This window comes from Streptomyces sp. NPDC052036 (genome assembly GCF_040680495.1).
GTDB lineage: Bacteria > Actinomycetota > Actinomycetes > Streptomycetales > Streptomycetaceae > Streptomyces.
Window position 1 is genome coordinate 56,685 of sequence record NZ_JBFAWW010000035.1, and the last position, 14,264, is coordinate 70,948.

At 71.8% G+C, this 14,264-nt stretch carries 16 protein-coding genes and 1 pseudogene; 9 read left to right on the plus strand and 8 right to left on the minus strand.

Going from position 1 to position 14,264, the window contains the following annotated elements; all coding sequences use genetic code 11:
* Nucleotides 1–35 precede the first annotated feature (35 nt).
* Entirely contained in the window at nucleotides 36–983 is a 948-nt protein-coding gene (locus AB0L95_RS33240) for a helix-turn-helix domain-containing protein (protein ID WP_365168216.1), read from the plus strand.
* Nucleotides 984–995: 12 nt separating this feature from the next.
* Here AB0L95_RS33240 and AB0L95_RS33245 read toward each other — a convergent pair whose 3' ends face one another.
* Both AB0L95_RS33245 and AB0L95_RS33250 read right to left on the minus strand, forming a co-directional pair.
* On the minus strand, nucleotides 996–1,559 hold the full coding sequence (locus tag AB0L95_RS33245; protein WP_365168218.1) for a TetR/AcrR family transcriptional regulator: 564 nt from the start codon (nucleotides 1,557–1,559) through the stop codon (nucleotides 996–998).
* Nucleotides 1,556–1,918: a DUF1304 domain-containing protein gene (locus AB0L95_RS33250; RefSeq protein ID WP_365168220.1), complete on the minus strand. Its 363-nt coding sequence runs from the start codon at nucleotides 1,916–1,918 to the stop codon at nucleotides 1,556–1,558. The genes AB0L95_RS33245 and AB0L95_RS33250 overlap by 4 nt, the downstream gene beginning before the upstream one ends.
* Nucleotides 1,919–2,119: 201 nt before the next feature.
* Between AB0L95_RS33250 and AB0L95_RS33255 the strand changes: the two genes are divergently transcribed.
* Nucleotides 2,120–2,512, plus strand: coding sequence for a VOC family protein (locus AB0L95_RS33255; RefSeq protein ID WP_365168222.1), 393 nt, complete (start codon nucleotides 2,120–2,122; stop codon nucleotides 2,510–2,512).
* A 31-nt stretch (nucleotides 2,513–2,543) separates the two neighbouring features.
* Here AB0L95_RS33255 and AB0L95_RS33260 read toward each other — a convergent pair whose 3' ends face one another.
* Both AB0L95_RS33260 and AB0L95_RS33265 read right to left on the minus strand, forming a co-directional pair.
* Nucleotides 2,544–2,852 carry a DUF4235 domain-containing protein gene (locus AB0L95_RS33260; protein WP_365168224.1) on the minus strand — a complete coding sequence of 103 codons (309 nt, stop codon included), beginning with the start codon at nucleotides 2,850–2,852 and terminating at the stop codon, nucleotides 2,544–2,546.
* A gap of 103 nt (nucleotides 2,853–2,955) precedes the next feature.
* Nucleotides 2,956–3,966: a glutathione S-transferase C-terminal domain-containing protein gene (locus tag AB0L95_RS33265; protein ID WP_365168226.1), complete on the minus strand. Its 1,011-nt coding sequence runs from the start codon at nucleotides 3,964–3,966 to the stop codon at nucleotides 2,956–2,958.
* Nucleotides 3,967–4,199: 233 nt separating this feature from the next.
* On the opposite strand from AB0L95_RS33265, the gene AB0L95_RS33270 reads away from it, so the two are divergent.
* Nucleotides 4,200–5,144, plus strand: a complete 945-nt coding sequence (locus tag AB0L95_RS33270; RefSeq protein ID WP_365168281.1) for a cation diffusion facilitator family transporter — start codon at nucleotides 4,200–4,202, stop codon at nucleotides 5,142–5,144.
* 40 nt (nucleotides 5,145–5,184) lie between these two features.
* Here the strand turns inward: AB0L95_RS33270 and AB0L95_RS33275 are convergent.
* Nucleotides 5,185–5,611, minus strand: a pseudogene (locus tag AB0L95_RS33275) (DUF3291 domain-containing protein).
* 38 nt (nucleotides 5,612–5,649) lie between these two features.
* Here AB0L95_RS33275 and AB0L95_RS33280 point away from each other — a divergent pair.
* Complete coding sequence (locus AB0L95_RS33280; RefSeq protein WP_365168229.1) at nucleotides 5,650–6,105, plus strand: hypothetical protein; 456 nt, start codon at nucleotides 5,650–5,652, stop codon at nucleotides 6,103–6,105.
* Between the two features lie 156 nt (nucleotides 6,106–6,261).
* Nucleotides 6,262–8,595 carry a SpoIIE family protein phosphatase gene (locus AB0L95_RS33285; protein ID WP_365168232.1) on the plus strand — a complete coding sequence of 778 codons (2,334 nt, stop codon included), beginning with the start codon at nucleotides 6,262–6,264 and terminating at the stop codon, nucleotides 8,593–8,595.
* A gap of 63 nt (nucleotides 8,596–8,658) precedes the next feature.
* On the opposite strand, the gene AB0L95_RS33290 is transcribed toward AB0L95_RS33285, so the two are convergent.
* Nucleotides 8,659–9,105, minus strand: coding sequence for a nitroreductase family deazaflavin-dependent oxidoreductase (locus AB0L95_RS33290; RefSeq protein ID WP_365168234.1), 447 nt, complete (start codon nucleotides 9,103–9,105; stop codon nucleotides 8,659–8,661).
* A 157-nt stretch (nucleotides 9,106–9,262) separates the two neighbouring features.
* Complete coding sequence (locus AB0L95_RS33295) at nucleotides 9,263–9,895, minus strand: LysE family transporter (RefSeq protein WP_365168237.1); 633 nt, start codon at nucleotides 9,893–9,895, stop codon at nucleotides 9,263–9,265.
* Nucleotides 9,896–10,295: 400 nt separating this feature from the next.
* Between AB0L95_RS33295 and AB0L95_RS33300 the strand changes: the two genes are divergently transcribed.
* Both AB0L95_RS33300 and AB0L95_RS33305 read left to right on the plus strand, forming a co-directional pair.
* Nucleotides 10,296–11,504, plus strand: coding sequence for a cytochrome P450 (locus tag AB0L95_RS33300; RefSeq protein ID WP_365168239.1), 1,209 nt, complete (start codon nucleotides 10,296–10,298; stop codon nucleotides 11,502–11,504).
* Between the two features lie 31 nt (nucleotides 11,505–11,535).
* Entirely contained in the window at nucleotides 11,536–11,754 is a 219-nt protein-coding gene (locus AB0L95_RS33305) for a ferredoxin (protein WP_365168284.1), read from the plus strand.
* Nucleotides 11,755–11,904: 150 nt separating this feature from the next.
* On the opposite strand, the gene AB0L95_RS33310 is transcribed toward AB0L95_RS33305, so the two are convergent.
* Nucleotides 11,905–12,459 (minus strand): TetR/AcrR family transcriptional regulator, encoded by a 555-nt coding sequence (locus AB0L95_RS33310; RefSeq protein WP_365168242.1) that lies wholly within the window; start codon nucleotides 12,457–12,459, stop codon nucleotides 11,905–11,907.
* 105 nt (nucleotides 12,460–12,564) lie between these two features.
* Between AB0L95_RS33310 and AB0L95_RS33315 the strand changes: the two genes are divergently transcribed.
* On the plus strand, nucleotides 12,565–13,095 hold the full coding sequence (locus tag AB0L95_RS33315) for a flavoprotein (RefSeq protein WP_365168245.1): 531 nt from the start codon (nucleotides 12,565–12,567) through the stop codon (nucleotides 13,093–13,095).
* 35 nt (nucleotides 13,096–13,130) lie between these two features.
* The gene (locus AB0L95_RS33320) at nucleotides 13,131–14,015 is read left to right on the plus strand and encodes an alpha/beta hydrolase (RefSeq protein WP_365168248.1); all 885 of its coding nucleotides are present in this window, start codon (nucleotides 13,131–13,133) and stop codon (nucleotides 14,013–14,015) included.
* Nucleotides 14,016–14,264 lie beyond the last annotated feature (249 nt).

Consider the following 14,264-nt stretch of genomic DNA (forward strand, 5'->3'; position numbering starts at 1 on the left):
ATGGCATGATGGCCAACCTTCGATAGAATCCTGCCATGCGGCAAACGGAACGGATCGTGGTCCTGGCGCTCGACGGCGTCTACCCCTTCGAGCTGGGCATCCCCAGCCGGATCTTCGGCGCGGCCGACGGGCGCTACGAGGTGCTGACCTGCTCGGTCGACGGGCGGCCGGTGCGCAGCAACGCGGACTTCTCGATCAACGTCGAGCACGGGCCGGAGGTCCTGGCCACCGCCGACACCGTGGTGGTCGCGTCCGTCGCGCCCTCCTACATCACCCCGGACCTTCCGGAGGCGGTTGCCGCCGCCCTCGCGCGGATTCGTCCGGACGCCCGAATCGTCTCGATCTGCACGGCGGCCTTCGTGCTCGCGGCGGCCGGCCTGCTCGACGGCCGGAAGGCGACCACCCACTGGCAGGTCGTCGACGAGTTCCGCCAGAGGTTCCCGCAGGTCGACCTCGACCCGGACGTGCTCTTCGTCGACGACGGACGGGTCCTCACCTCCGCGGGGGCCGCCTCCGGGGTCGATGTCTGTCTGCACATCGTGCGCACGGACCACGGCAGTGCGCTGGCCAACGCGGTGGCCCGGCGGTGCGTGGTGCCGCCGTTCCGGGACGGCGGCCAGGCGCAGTACATCGAGCAGCCGGTTCCCCAGCAGGGGGCGGCGAGCACGGCCGAGGCCCGCGCCTGGGCCCTCGAACACCTCGACGAGCCCCTCGCTCTGGCCGACCTCGCCCGGCACGCCGGGATGAGCCTGCGCACCTTCGCCCGCCGTTTCCAGGAGGAGGTGGGCATGAGCCCCGGCCGCTGGCTCATCCAGCAGCGGGTCGCCCGCGCCCGTCATTTGCTGGAGTCCACCGATCTGTCGGTGGACCAGATCGCCGGCGAGGTCGGCTTCGCCACGGGGGCCTCACTGCGCCAGCATCTGCACGCGGCGATCGGTGTGTCCCCGCAGGCGTACCGACGCACCTTCCAGGCGGTCCGCTGACGGAGGTGCCGTTCACCGGCTGCGATGCAGGGCCACCAGCAACTGCCAGGACTGGTCGGCGATCTGACCCGGTGTTGCCTCGATCAGGCCGTGCAGCCAGTCCGCCAGTACGCCCGCGAAGGAGGCGGCCACGGCGGACGCCACCAGGGGCGCGTCCGCGGCGCCCGCGAGTTCACGTTCGGCGAGGCTGCGGGCGCGCAGGTCCCGGTGCAGAACACGGCCGAGCGGGCCGCCGCCGCCCGGAGTGAGCAGCGCCCGGTAGAGGGCGGTGTGCGGGGCGAGCCCGGCGAAGAAGTCATGGAGCGCCGCCGGGGCGTGCACCGGGTCTGGCCGGCCGCGCCAGGCGTGCAGCGCGTCCACGGCCTCCCGTACGACATCGGCGCAGGCGTCGACGGCCAGTGCCTCCAGGTCCGCGTAGTGCACATAGAACGTGGCACGCCCGACGCCGGCCCGGCGCACCAGTGCGGCGACGCCGATCTCCTCCAGCGGGCGCTCGGCGCACTCCCGCAGCAGGGCCTCCCGCAGCCGTGCGCGGGTGCGGGAGGCCCGGGGGTCCGCCGGCGGTACCGCGGTCATCGCGCCACGAGCACGGCGGCCAGGGCGAGCGCGCCGGGCAGTGCCTGGACGACCAGGATCCGCCGGTTGGCGGTGGCGGCCCCGAACACGCCCGCGATCACCACGCAGACCAGGAAGAAGACCCGTACCCGGAAGCCGGTCGGGTCACCGGCGACGAGCCCCCACACCAGACCGGCCGCCAGGAACCCGTTGTACAGGCCCTGGTTGGCGGCCATCGGCGCGGTGGCGCGGGCCATCTCGGGCGCGAACCCGTGCAGCCCACGCCCGGGCTTCTTCTCCCAGAGGAACATCTCCATCACGAGAATGTACGCATGCAGCAGGGCCACAAGTCCCACCAGTACGTTCGCCACGATCTCCATCGACGACCCGACCCCACCCCGAAGACAACTGACTTGGACTTGGACAGGTGTCCAGCATACCTGGACAGGTGTCTCGGAACGTTCACGGGCGTCTCCCGGAGCACGGACCGGCCGGGCGTGGGCCGACTGAATGCGGAGGAGGGGGATATCCGGAGAGGGCCGGGGGCGGGGCCGCCCGCCCTGGACACGTAGGGAGGAAACATGTCACTGGTCGTGGCGGGCGTCGTGGTCCTGGACTGCGCCGAGCCCGAGAAGCTCGCCGTGTTCTACAAGCAACTGCTCGGCGCCGAGGAGACCGACACCACCGCGAACCGGGTGGAGATACGCAGCCCGGACGGGATGCGGCTGGCGTTCCGCCGCGACACGAACGCCACCCCGCCGAGCTGGCCCCGCCCCGAGAACTCCCTCCAGGCCCACCTGGACTTCCTCGTCGACGACCTCGACGAGGCCGAGCGCAGGGTGGTCGGCCTGGGCGGCCGTCCGCTGGAGGCCAAGGACGCGGCGGGGCCGTTCGAGGAACGCGGCTACGCGGATCCCGCCGGGCACTCCTTCACCCTCCGTCTGACGAGGGCCACCGCGCCGAAGCAGGGCTGAGACGGCGCGTGGCCGCGCGGCGGCGCGGGACTCAGTCCCGGCCGCCCTTCGTCGTGGCCGGCCACACACCCGTCGACCGCTCGATCGCCTTCGCCCCCGCGCGGTCCGCCACACTGCGGGCCACGGCGAACAGGGCGCCCTGGACGGCCGCCGCGAGCACTATCTCGCCCCAACCACGGTCCTTGTCCAGTGCGTCGGGTGCGTCGTCCTCGTGGCGGATCGCCTTCCACGCCCTGCGGAAGGCGACCCCCGCCAGGGCGCCGCTCGCCCAGCCGAGGGTGAACCCGACCGGCTTGTAGACCAGCGGAAGCCTGGCCTTGCCCTTCTTGCCCTTGGACACGTTCTTCTCCTTCGTCGTGTGCGGTGCCTCCGCCGCGTGCGGCGCTGCTCCGTGCCGCCCGTGAGCCGCCGCTGTGCTGGTCCGCCGGCGCTCTGAAGCGCGCTCAGGGCCGCCCGGAGGCAGGTACCTCCTCGCCCGGCCGCACCGGTCCGGGCGGTGTCCCGTCCCCGAACGGGCGCCCGCCCAGCTGCTCCCGGCCGTGCGGCGAGAGCCAGCCGGCCAGCTCCGGTCCGAGCGGCACGATGCCGGTCGGATTGATCCCCGTGTGGACCTCGTAGTAGTGCCGCTTGATGTGGTCGAAATCGACGGTGTCCCCGAACCCGGGTGTCTGGTACAGGTCGCGGACGTACGCCCACAGCACCGGATCCTCCGCCAGCTTCCACCGGTTGCACTTGAAGTGGCCGTGGTAGACGGGATCGAAACGTACGAGCGTGGTGAACAGCCGGATGTCGGCCTCGGTGATCGTGTCGCCGACCAGGTACCGCTGCCCGGCCAGACGCTCCGACAGCCACTCCAGCCGGTGGAACACCGCGGTGCACGCCTCCTCGTAGTCCTTCTGGTTGGTGGCGAACCAGGCCCGGTACACCCCGTTGTTGAGGTCCTCGTACACGCCCTCCACCACGTCGTCGATCTCGTCCCGCAGCCGTTCGGGGTAGAGGTCGGGAGCCCCGTCGCGGTGCAGCGCCGTCCACTCGGTGGCCAGATCGAGAGTGATCTGCAGGAAGTCGTTGGTGACCAGCTGTCCGCTCGGCACGTCCACGATCGCGGGCACACTGACGCCGCCCGGATAGCCGGTCTCCCGGGCGTCGTAGGCCTCGCTGACGAAGCGGATGCCGAGAACGGGGTCGCGGCCGTCGGCATCGAGCGTGAACCGCCAGCTGCGGTCGTCCTGGATCGGATCGACGATGCCCATCGACAGCGCGTCCTCCAGGCCGAGCAGCCGCCGGGAGATCACGGCACGGCTCGCCCAGGGACAGGCCCGGCTGACCAGCAGCCGATAGCGGCCTTCCGCCACCGGCCAGCCGTCGCGCCCGTCCGCCGTGATCCGGTCGGCGAAGTGGCTCCTGGACCGCTGGAACTTCTTCTTGCCGTATGCGCTGTTGCCGTCGCTCATTCCCCGCCTCCTGACGCGGACGTCCGCCCGCACGGTGATGAGGTTCCCCGTTTTGTACGTCGGCACCGTGTGAGATCGGTCGAAGGGGGCAGTCGGGCGAGGTGAGCGGGACATCTACCCATGCGGACGAGCGGGAACGGCCACGGACGGCGGGAGAGCCTCCGGACGGCGCTGCGCCGGAGCGCGGGCCCGCGCGGCACGGCGGGGACTCGGACGGCAGGACGCGAGTCACGGTGCTCGTGGCGCTCGGCGCGAATCTGCTGATCGCCGTGGCCAAGTCGGTCGGCGGACTCCTCGCGGGTTCGCCCGCGCTGTTGTCGGAAGCCGCGCACTCCGTCGCCGACAGCCTGAACGAGATCTTCCTGCTGGCCGCGCTGCACCGCAGCCGTCGCCCGGCCGACCGCCGCCATCCCTTCGGCTACGGCAAGGAGCGGTTCTTCTGGTCGCTGCTCGCGGCCGTCGGCATCTTCGTGATGGGCGGCTGCTTCTCCGTTTTCCAGGGGCTCGAAGCCCTCAAGGGCGGCGCGAAGGAGTCGCACAGCGGCTATGCGGCGGGGCTCGCCGTGCTCGGGGTCGCGCTGCTGTCGGAGGGCGCCTCGCTGGTGCGGGCCCTGCACCAGGTGCACCGGCAACAGGGTACGGCCGCGCAACGACTGCGTGATCCGGCGTTGCGCACGGTGCTCGCCGAGGACAGCACGGCGGTGGTCGGTGTGCTGCTCGCGATCGCCGGCATGGCGCTGCACATGGTCACCGGGAACGTCGTGTGGGAGGCGTCCGCCTCGCTCGCCATCGGCGCCCTGCTCGTCTACGTCGCCTACCGGCTCGGCCGGGATGCACGGGACCAGTTGATCGGCCAGGCCGCCGATCCGGAGCTCAGCGAGCGGATCCGCTCGCTGCTGACGGCACAGCCCGAGATCGACAGCGTGGAGGCGCTGCTCACCATGCAGCTCGGCCTCGGGTCCCTCCTGGTGGCCGCGCGTGTCGACCTGGTCCCCGGCCTGGACAGCGAGGAGGTCGAGGTGGTCGCGGTGCGCATCAAACGCTCGGTCGCGCACACCGTCCCGGACGCCGACCAGATCTTCCTCGACATCACCGACGCCCCGACCCGCGCAGCGGAGCGGCAGGCCGACGGCGACGCGGTGAGCCCTGCCGCCGCGAGGGAGCACGGCGGGGCCTGACGGGCGGGTGCCCGGCTGACCGGCGGGCAGCGGGGCAAGGTCAGACGGCGGTGGCGGGCCCGTCGGCGGTCTGTGTGTCGCGGCGTTCCTGCTCGGCCAGCCGACGCCGGGCGTCCGCCCAGTCGAGGGGCAGCTGCGCGGTCGGCACCTGCCAGAACGTGAAGACCGAGCGGCTCATCGTGGAGCGCAGACCGGTCATGACCGACCGATGCGGCTCGGCCTTGGCATACGCGTACACGGCCTGTTTGTCCTCCCAGGCCGACAATGTCCAGAACGTGGAGCGGCTGGGCGACCAGGGGGATTCCGTACGCGCCCGGCGCGCTCCGGGCCTGCTTCCAGGCGGCGAGCGACTTCAGAAAGAACCGCGGAACGTCGGCGAGTGAACGGACCTCCGGTCGGGACGCCATCACGACGGCCTCGACGTCCGACGGGGGAATGTTGACGGTGGTCCAGGGGAGGGTAGGCACGGCGCGTCCTTCTTCCGGCAGGGAGTCGGGGCACTGCGGTGCGCGGAGACCGAACGGGGCGCACCGCGGGCAGGCATGATCGGAGCCCCGTTGGATACCTCCACTACGGCCTGGCCCTCGGCGCGATCGTCCAGGCTGGGGAGCCGGGGGGCGACGCGCCGGAGGGCTCTCCGGAGCGGGTCGAAGTCGACCGGATGGTGGGCGAGTTGGGCTGGGCGGTCCACGCGGGTGCGCCGGCCAGGACCACCCTCGCCGAGACCCTGGCCGCACTGCGTGGCCTCGGCGTGCCGCTCGACTGGCGTGCCCTGCTGCCGTACGCGCGTCTGACGGAGCGGGCCGCGGCGCTCGATTTCGACCAACTGGAGGGCATCGACGACTCGGTGGAGGTCAGGGAACGTGCGCTGCTGCTGACCGTCCCCCTGGAGCCCGCGCTGCTCGCGCTGCGGCGCCTGGCCCAGGAGAACGGGTCGGCCCGTCGGCACGCCGGCGCCTGACCGGGGTCCGGCTCCCGCCCCCCACGCCCTGCCCGTCCGCCCGGGGGCCACCGGCCGCCGTACCCGTTCAAGGCACCCGGACCCGGACCGTACGACCGCTGTCCGCGCCGCCGGGCCAGGTTGAGGCAACGTCCCCGAGGGATCATTCTGGACCATATGGAAGAAATCGCCGCCGCGGCGATCGTCGACGCCCGGGGCACGGTGACGGGATGGACCGAGGGTGCCCGGCGGCTGACGGGATACGCGGCCGAGGAGGTCGTGGGTCGCGCGGCGCAGGAACTGCTCGCCGAGGACGTGTCCCCGCCCGTGCTGACCGCGCTCACCGGCACCGTCGTCCTGCGGCACCAGGACGGTGGTTCCTTCCCCCTGCGCGTCAGCGCGTATCCCGTGCTCGACGTGGACGGCGAGCCGCAGGGCTTCGTGGTGACCACCACGCCCGAGGCGGCGGAGTCGCTGGTGGTGGCCCTGGCGTTTCAGCAGGCACCGGTCGCGATGTCCGTGTACGACACACAGTTGCGCTATCTGCGCGCGAACGACAGGGCCGCCGAGATCCTGGAGGCGGAGACAGACACGCTGGCGGGACAGCGCTTCGCCGACACCTTGTCCGAGGACGACGAGTCCGGCTGGCGCTTTTATCGCTCACTGCGCCAGGTCACCGAGACCGGGCGCCCCGTGCACTACGAGAACCACACCCGTCCCTCGCCGCAGCACCGGGAACATGCCTGGACCATCGACATGTGGCCGGTGCGCAACGACTCCGGCGAGGTGACTGCGGTCGCCATAGCGGCCGTCGACGAGACGGAACAGTACGCGGCCCGCCGACGCCTGATGCTGCTGAACGAGGCCGCGGCCGCCATCGGCACCACGCTGGACGTGCCGCGCACCGCCGAAGAACTGCTGGAGGTGGTCGTTCCGCGGTTCGCCGACTTCGCCAGCGTGGATCTGCTGGGCTGGGTCCTCGGCCAGGACGAACGGGGAGCAGAACGTGACGAACCGGTCATGCGCCGGATCGCCCACCGGTCCGTCACCGAGGGGACACCCGAGGCCGCGGTCAGGCTGGGAGGCGACGACGTCTATCTGCCGTACTCGCCTCCCGCACGTGCGCTGCGCGAGTGCCGGGCGGTGCTCCGCAGGGCGGGCGAAGCCGACTTCGACCGCTGGGTACAGGAGCGCAACGCACGGGACGTCGGCGACCCCGCGGCCCGAAAAGGCGCGCACTCCCTGGTGGCCGTCCCGCTCATGGCCCGCGACACGATTCTGGGCGTCGCGGTGTTCGTGCGCATCCGCACCCCTGACCCCTACGCGGCCGACGACACCGTATTCGCCGAGGAACTGGTCAGCCGGGCGGCCGTCTGTATCGACAACGCCCGCCGCTTCGCCCGCGAGCGGTCGACCGCGCTGGCCCTGCAGCACAGCCTGCTCCCGCGCGCCCTGCCCGGACCGGTCGCTCTCGAAGTGGCCCACCGCTATGTCCCGTCCGGGTCGACGGCCGGTTTCGGCGGGGACTGGTTCGATGTGATCCAGCTGGCCGGCAGCCGGGTCGCCCTGGTCGTCGGCGATGTGGTCGGCCACGGCATCCGCTCCACGGCGACGATGGGCCGCCTGCGCACCGCCGTCCGCACCCTCGCCGATGTCGACCTCGCGCCCGACGAACTCCTCACCCATCTCGACGACCTGGTCTCCCACCTCGCCTCGGAGGGAGCCGGTGACGAGGTCGCCGAACTCGGCGCCACCTGCCTGTACGCCGTCTACGATCCCGTCTCGCGCCGCCTGGACCTCGCCGCCGCGGGACACCCCGCCCCGGCCGTCCTGCTGCCCGACGGCAGCGCACGGCTCGTCACCATGTCGGCCGGCCCGCCCCTGGGCGTCGGCGGCCTGCCCTTCGAGTCCATGAAGCTGGAACTGCCGGAGGGTTCGCTGATCGCCCTCTACACCAACGGGCTGATCACGGGCCACAGGCGCGATCTGGACTGCGGCACCACCGCACTGTGCCATGCGTTGGAGGTGCCGCAGGACTCCCTCGACGCCCTGTGCGACGCGGTGCTGAAGGCGGTGCTCCCCGAGGAGCCCGGCGACGACGTGGCGCTGCTGCTGGCCCGGACCCGGGCCCTGGGTGCCGACCGGGTGGCCACCTGGGACGTCCCCATGGAACCGGCGTATGTGGCCACCGCCCGGCAGCACGCCGTCGACCGGCTGGCCGAATGGGGCCTGGAGGAGACCGCGTTCGTCACGGAGCTGGTGGTCAGCGAGCTGGTGACCAACGCGATCCGGTACGGCGGACCGCCCATCCGACTCCGGCTGATCCGCGACCGCTCGCTGATCTGCGAGGTCTCCGACGGCAGTTCCACCTCGCCGCATCTGCGCCGGGCACACGCCTTCGACGAGGGCGGCCGGGGTCTGCTGCTGGTCGCCCAGCTCACCCAGCGCTGGGGCAGCCGGCAGACCGACCGGGGCAAGACGATCTGGGCCGAACAGCCCCTTCCCGACTGAGTCACCGTGACACACGGACGGGCCGCACGGCGAGAGCGCCGCACGGCCCGCCAGTGCCGGGACTCACTTCCCGGTGGGCTCCAGCACGAAGAGGGGGATCTCCCGGTCCGTCTTCTTCTGGTAGTCGGCGTACGGCGGGTAGGCGGCCACCGCCCGTTCCCACCACTGCGCCTTCTCCTCGCCCGTGACCTCACGGGCCGTCATCTCCCGGCGCACCGGCCCGTCCTGGAGCTCCACCGTGGGATGCTCCGTCACGTTGTAGTACCAGACGGGGTGCTTGGGCGCGCCCCCCAACGAGGCCACCGCGGCGTACCGGCCGTCGTGTTCCACGCGCATCAGCGGAGTCTTGCGGATCTTGCCGCTCTTGGCCCCGAGGGTCGTGAGGATGATCACCGGCATCCCCGTGTCCTGGAGCGTGGCGCCCTCGGTGCCGCCGGAACGCTCGTACAGATCCACCTGTTCGCGCACCCACTGCGTCGGGCTGGGTTCGTACTCGCCCTCAAGAGGCATGTCATCCGTCCCATCGTCGCGTACGACTGTTGTCGCGTCCGCCGCGCGGCGGACCCACGGTCCGGCCGCGCGAACGCGCGCTCCATGATTCAACACCAGCCGCGCCCCGGTTTCATCCTCACCACGCCTCCGGCGCGGAGCCCGGTGCGCCGCCGCCTCACGCGGGACCGGTCAGCACCCGCACCGCCAGCGCGGCAATCACCGCGCTGGAGACGAGCGCCGTCACCAGGCGCCCGCGCCGCCCGGTCAGCCCCCGGCCGAGCAGCGCACCGCCCCCGGCCAGCACCAGCTGCCAGCTCGCGGACGCGGCGAACGCCGCGAGGACGAACAGCCCCTGCTCCAGTGGCCGTACGGAGTCCGTGGCGTGGCCCCCCAGCACCAGCGCGGCGAAGTAGATCACCGTGGTCGGGTTCAGCAGGGTGACGCCGAGCAGTCCCAGATACGCCCGCCCGGGTCCAGCCGGTGCCGCGCGCTCCGGGGCGGCCCGCCCCTCGGAGCGATACCGGCGCAGCGCGCCGACGGCGCCGCGCACGGCGAGGGCGGCCAGCACCAGCGCGGACACCCAGCGCAGGGGGACCAGTACCGGTTGCAGGGCGGCGGCGAGGGCGGTGCCGCCGATGGTCGCCGCCAGGGCGTAGATCCCGTCCGCGGTGGCGACGCCGAGTGCGGCGCACACACCGGTGCGCAGGGACGTACGGGCGGAGAGGGAGAGCAGATAGGCCGAGACCGCTCCGACGGGTACGGCGATGCCGTATCCCGCGACCAGTCCCGCCACCAGCGCGGCGGTCACGACCGGCGCGGCGAGGGCCTCCGGGGACGGCCGGACTGCTGTCGGCCCCGGCCCGAACACGCGGGGGCGAAGAGCGGCGGCAGCACGGTGTCGAGGGTGAACATGCGCCGATCTTTCAGGAGCGGCGGATGCGCGGGCAAGCGAATTACGATGGTCGGTGCGGGGACGCGCGACACGCTCCCGCAGGGTGCGGCGGCGCGGCGTCCCGTCGGCGGCGGCCCGTCGGCCGGACACGACCGGCCGTTTTCGGCCGTCGGTCGGCGACAGGCTTCGGCCACATACGGCATCCGGCGGATCTGGCCGAACTTCGGGTGGCCCTGTAGATGCCTCGGGCATCTAATTGATGATGATCGGCAAGAGAGATTCTTCGCCTGCGAGGTCATACATTGCGAGGTCATACATGACGAAACCCGCTGTGGCCCAGTCAGAACCCGTCGCCTTCCCTCAGGACCGCACCTGCCCCTACCACCCGCCCGCCGCCTACGACCCCCTGCGCAGCGAGCGGCCCCTGACCCGCGTCACGCTCTACGACGGACGCGACGTCTGGGTGGTCACCGGCCACGCCACGGCCCGGGAGCTCCTCGCGGACCCACGCCTGTCCTCCAACCGGAACCGGGACACGTTCCCGGCGACCAACGCACGCTTCGCCGCCGTCCGCGACCGCAAGGTCACCCTGCTCGGCATGGACGATCCCCAGCACCGCACCCAGCGCCGCATGCTGGTTCCGAACTTCACGCTCAAGCGGGTCAACGGTCTGCGCCCGCGCATCCAGGAGACCATCGACGGGCTGCTGGACGCCGTGGAGGCGGCCGGACCGCCGGCCGAGCTGGTGAGCGCCTTCGCGCTGCCCCTGCCGTCGATGGTGATCTGTGCGCTGCTCGGCGTCCCGTACGCCGACCATGAGTTCTTCGAGGAGCAGTCCCGCAAGCTGCTGCGCGGCCCCACCCCGGCCGACACCCAGGACGCCCGCGACCGCATGGACGCCTACCTCGGTGACCTGATCGACGCCAAGCGCGAGCAGCCGGGGGACGGACTGCTCGACGAGCTGATCCAGGAACAGCTGCGCGAGGGAGCGCTGGACCGGGCCGAGCTGGTCTCGCTGGCCACGCTGCTGCTGATCGCCGGGCACGAGACGACCGCGAACATGATCTCCCTCGGCACGTTCACCCTGCTCCGGCACCCCGAGCAACTCGCCGAGCTGCGGGGCGACCCGGGCCTCATGTCCGCCGCGGTCGAGGAGCTGCTGCGCTTCCTGTCCATCGCCGACGGGCTGGTGCGGGTGGCCACCGAGGACATCGAGATCGCCGGGTGCACCATTCGCGCTGACGAGGGTGTGCTGTTCTCCACGTCCGTCATCAACCGGGACACCGCCGCCTTCCCCGAGCCGGATCTGCTGGACTGGCACCGCTCCAGCCACCACCATGTCGCCTTCGGGTTCGGTATCCACCAGTGCCTCGGCCAGAACCTCGCGCGGGCCGAGCTGGAGCTCGCCCTGCGCACCCTGTTCGACCGGCTCCCCGGGCTGCGGCTCGCCGCCCCGCCGGAGGAGATCCCCTTCAAACCGGGCGACACGATCCAGGGGATGCTGGAACTCCCCGTGACCTGGTAAGAGGCTGTCGACCATGACCGATGACATCTCCATCTCCATCGACATCGACAGGGACGTCTGTATCGGCGCGGGCCAGTGCGCACTGACCGCGCCGGGCGTCTTCACCCAGGACGACGACGGCTACAGCGAGGTCCTGCCCGGCAAGGAGGACGGTGGCGGCGACCCGCTGGTGCGGGAGGCGGCACGCGCCTGTCCCGTGAGCGCCATCACCATCAGCGAGAAAGGAGCCGAGGCTTCCCGGGCGAGCTGACACCGCCGCGGCTCCGAATCGAGTACATCGAGTACATCGGGGGACGTCCCCCGAGCCGTGCTCGACGGCCACCGTCGGCCCATGCGGGCCCCACCGCGCCCCAGCGGCGGTCCGCCTCGTCCGGCGGTGGCACCCGGTCTGCCGGAAGCGCTACCGGTAGGCCGCCAGCAGCAGCCCCGCGGCCCGGCCCGCCTGATCGGCGGGCTCCGTGGAGGCCTCCGTGCCCGCGGTCACGATGGCGCCCTCGGCCAGCAGGAACAGCTGGTCGCCGAGAGGGGCGGGCAGCCCGGCGGCGGACACCAGACCGGTCAGATACGCCCTGAAGGCCTGCTTGTGGGCGCGTACGAGAGCCAGTACCCGGGGCGATGTCGCGCCCAGTTCGCCGTACGAGTTGATCCAGGCGCAGCCGCGGAACCCGGGCTCGGCGAACCACTCCCGCAGCCAGGCGAACACGGCCAGAATGCGCTCCACGGGGTCCGTGTGCCGGTCCACGTGCTCCGTCAGCCGCTGCCGCCAGCGCACGTCACGCCGCTCCAGATAGGCCTCGACCAGCTGCTCCTTGGCGGGGAAGAGCTGGTACAGCCGCTTGAGCGACACACCTGAGGTACCGCGGATGTCGTCCATCCCGACGCTCTGTATGCCACGGCCGTAGAACAGCGTCTCCGCGGCGTCCAGCGCCCGGTCGCGGGCGACTTCGCTGTCCATGTACGAACTCCTTCAGGGGTCCCCGACCGAGAGAACCAGCGTTCTCTACGGTAGCAGCGCCTCGACGGGCCACGTTGTGCCGGGTGTGCCGCCTAGAGTGCAGGCGTGAACCAGGACGTCTCGAAGCCCTTCCTGTACGTCGTCGTCTGCGCCGCGGGCATCGCCCAGGACGTCGGCAGGCTGATCGCGGCCGCGCAGGAGGACGGCTGGGAGGTGGGCGTCATCGCCACCCCGCTCGCCCTACGCTTCTTCGACACCGACGACGTCGAGGCGCGGACGGGCCGCCCGATCCGGTCCGCCTGGCGCGCCCCCGGCGACCCCCGGCCGTTTCCGGACCCGGACGCCGTCGTCGTGGCCCCGGCCACCTTCAACACCGTCAACAAGTGGGCCGCCGGGATGTCCGACACCCTCGCGCTGGGCACTTTGTGCGAGGCGTACGGGCTCGGTGTGCCGATCGCCGTCCTGCCCTGTGTGAGCGAGGCGCTGGCCGTCCATCCCGCCTACCGCGCCAGCCTCGAACGGCTGGGCGGCATGGGGGTCCGGTTCGGGGACCCGTATGCCGGAGAGACGGACAAAGGCGGCGGACGTCCCGAGTTCCGCTGGGAGCGGGCCCTGGACCTGCTCCCACCACGCTGACAGCGGAGGCCGCGGCGGCGCTCTACTGTCGTTGCATGACCGGAGACCGCATCGTGCCGGCCGTGCGCGACCACGGAGGCGAGGGGTCGCCCCTGCTGCTCCTGCACGGTGCCGGACGCACACTCGCCGACTGGGCCGCCGTCGCACCCCTGCTGGTGCCGCACCACCGGGTGCTGGCCATGGATCTACGCGGCCACGGTCACTCGCCCTCCGGCCCGTGGCGCCTGCCCGAGGTGCTCGCGGACATCGAGGAGGTCCTCGCGGTCCACGGGATCCCCGACGCCCTGCCCGTGGGGCACTCCCTCGGCGGCATGCTCGCCGTGCGGTACGCACTGGAGCACCCGGACGTCACCCCCGGCGCGGTGAACCTCGACGGGTTCGGCTGGGGGCGCCCGGACCAGTATGCGGGTCTCGACCCGGATCACGTCGCACAACGGCTCGTCCAGCTCCGGGAGTTGGGCGTCGTCGCCCCGAGGGAACTGCCCGCGCACGGGCTCAGGGACCTGCTCGCCGAGGAGCGCGTGATCTCCGAACAGCTGGGCATCCCCTATGAGCTGCTCGAGGCTGGTGTGCTGCGCTCCGTGCGGGAGCGGGACGACGGGATCCTGGAACTGCGTCCGGGCCGGAAGGAGATGCTGCAGATGTGCGCGGTGATCGACTCCCTCGACCTCTTCGCCCTCTTCCGCAGGATGACCGCGCCGCTACTGCTCGGCCGCGCCCGGCGGCAGGTGCCCCGCGTGCCGGACCTGGACTGGTTCGACCACATGATGGCCGCCTACGCCAAAGGGCTCGCCCGGGACCTCGCCGCGCTGGCGAAGGAGCGGCCGAACGTGACGATCGCCCTTGTCGACGCCACCCACGCCATGCTGCTGGAGAACCCCAGGGCGGTCGCCGAGGAGATCCTCGCCTTCGCCTCCTGAGGGCCGTTGCTCAGTGCGGAGCGGTGAAATTCCGGGAGAGCGAACCGGACAACCCGGTATTTCCAACGCCGATTCCCGCTCTATTGACTTTCTGTCAACTCACGTGCGGCGCACAGGAATACAAAAGTGAGGGGCTGTCTTGTTCGTGCTCGGCGACCTGTGCAAAAGTGTCACTGTCGGCGCGCGGACCATTCCCTTTACCGCGGCGCGGCCGACGTTGCCGCGCACTGCCCGCTTCATCGGAGCTGC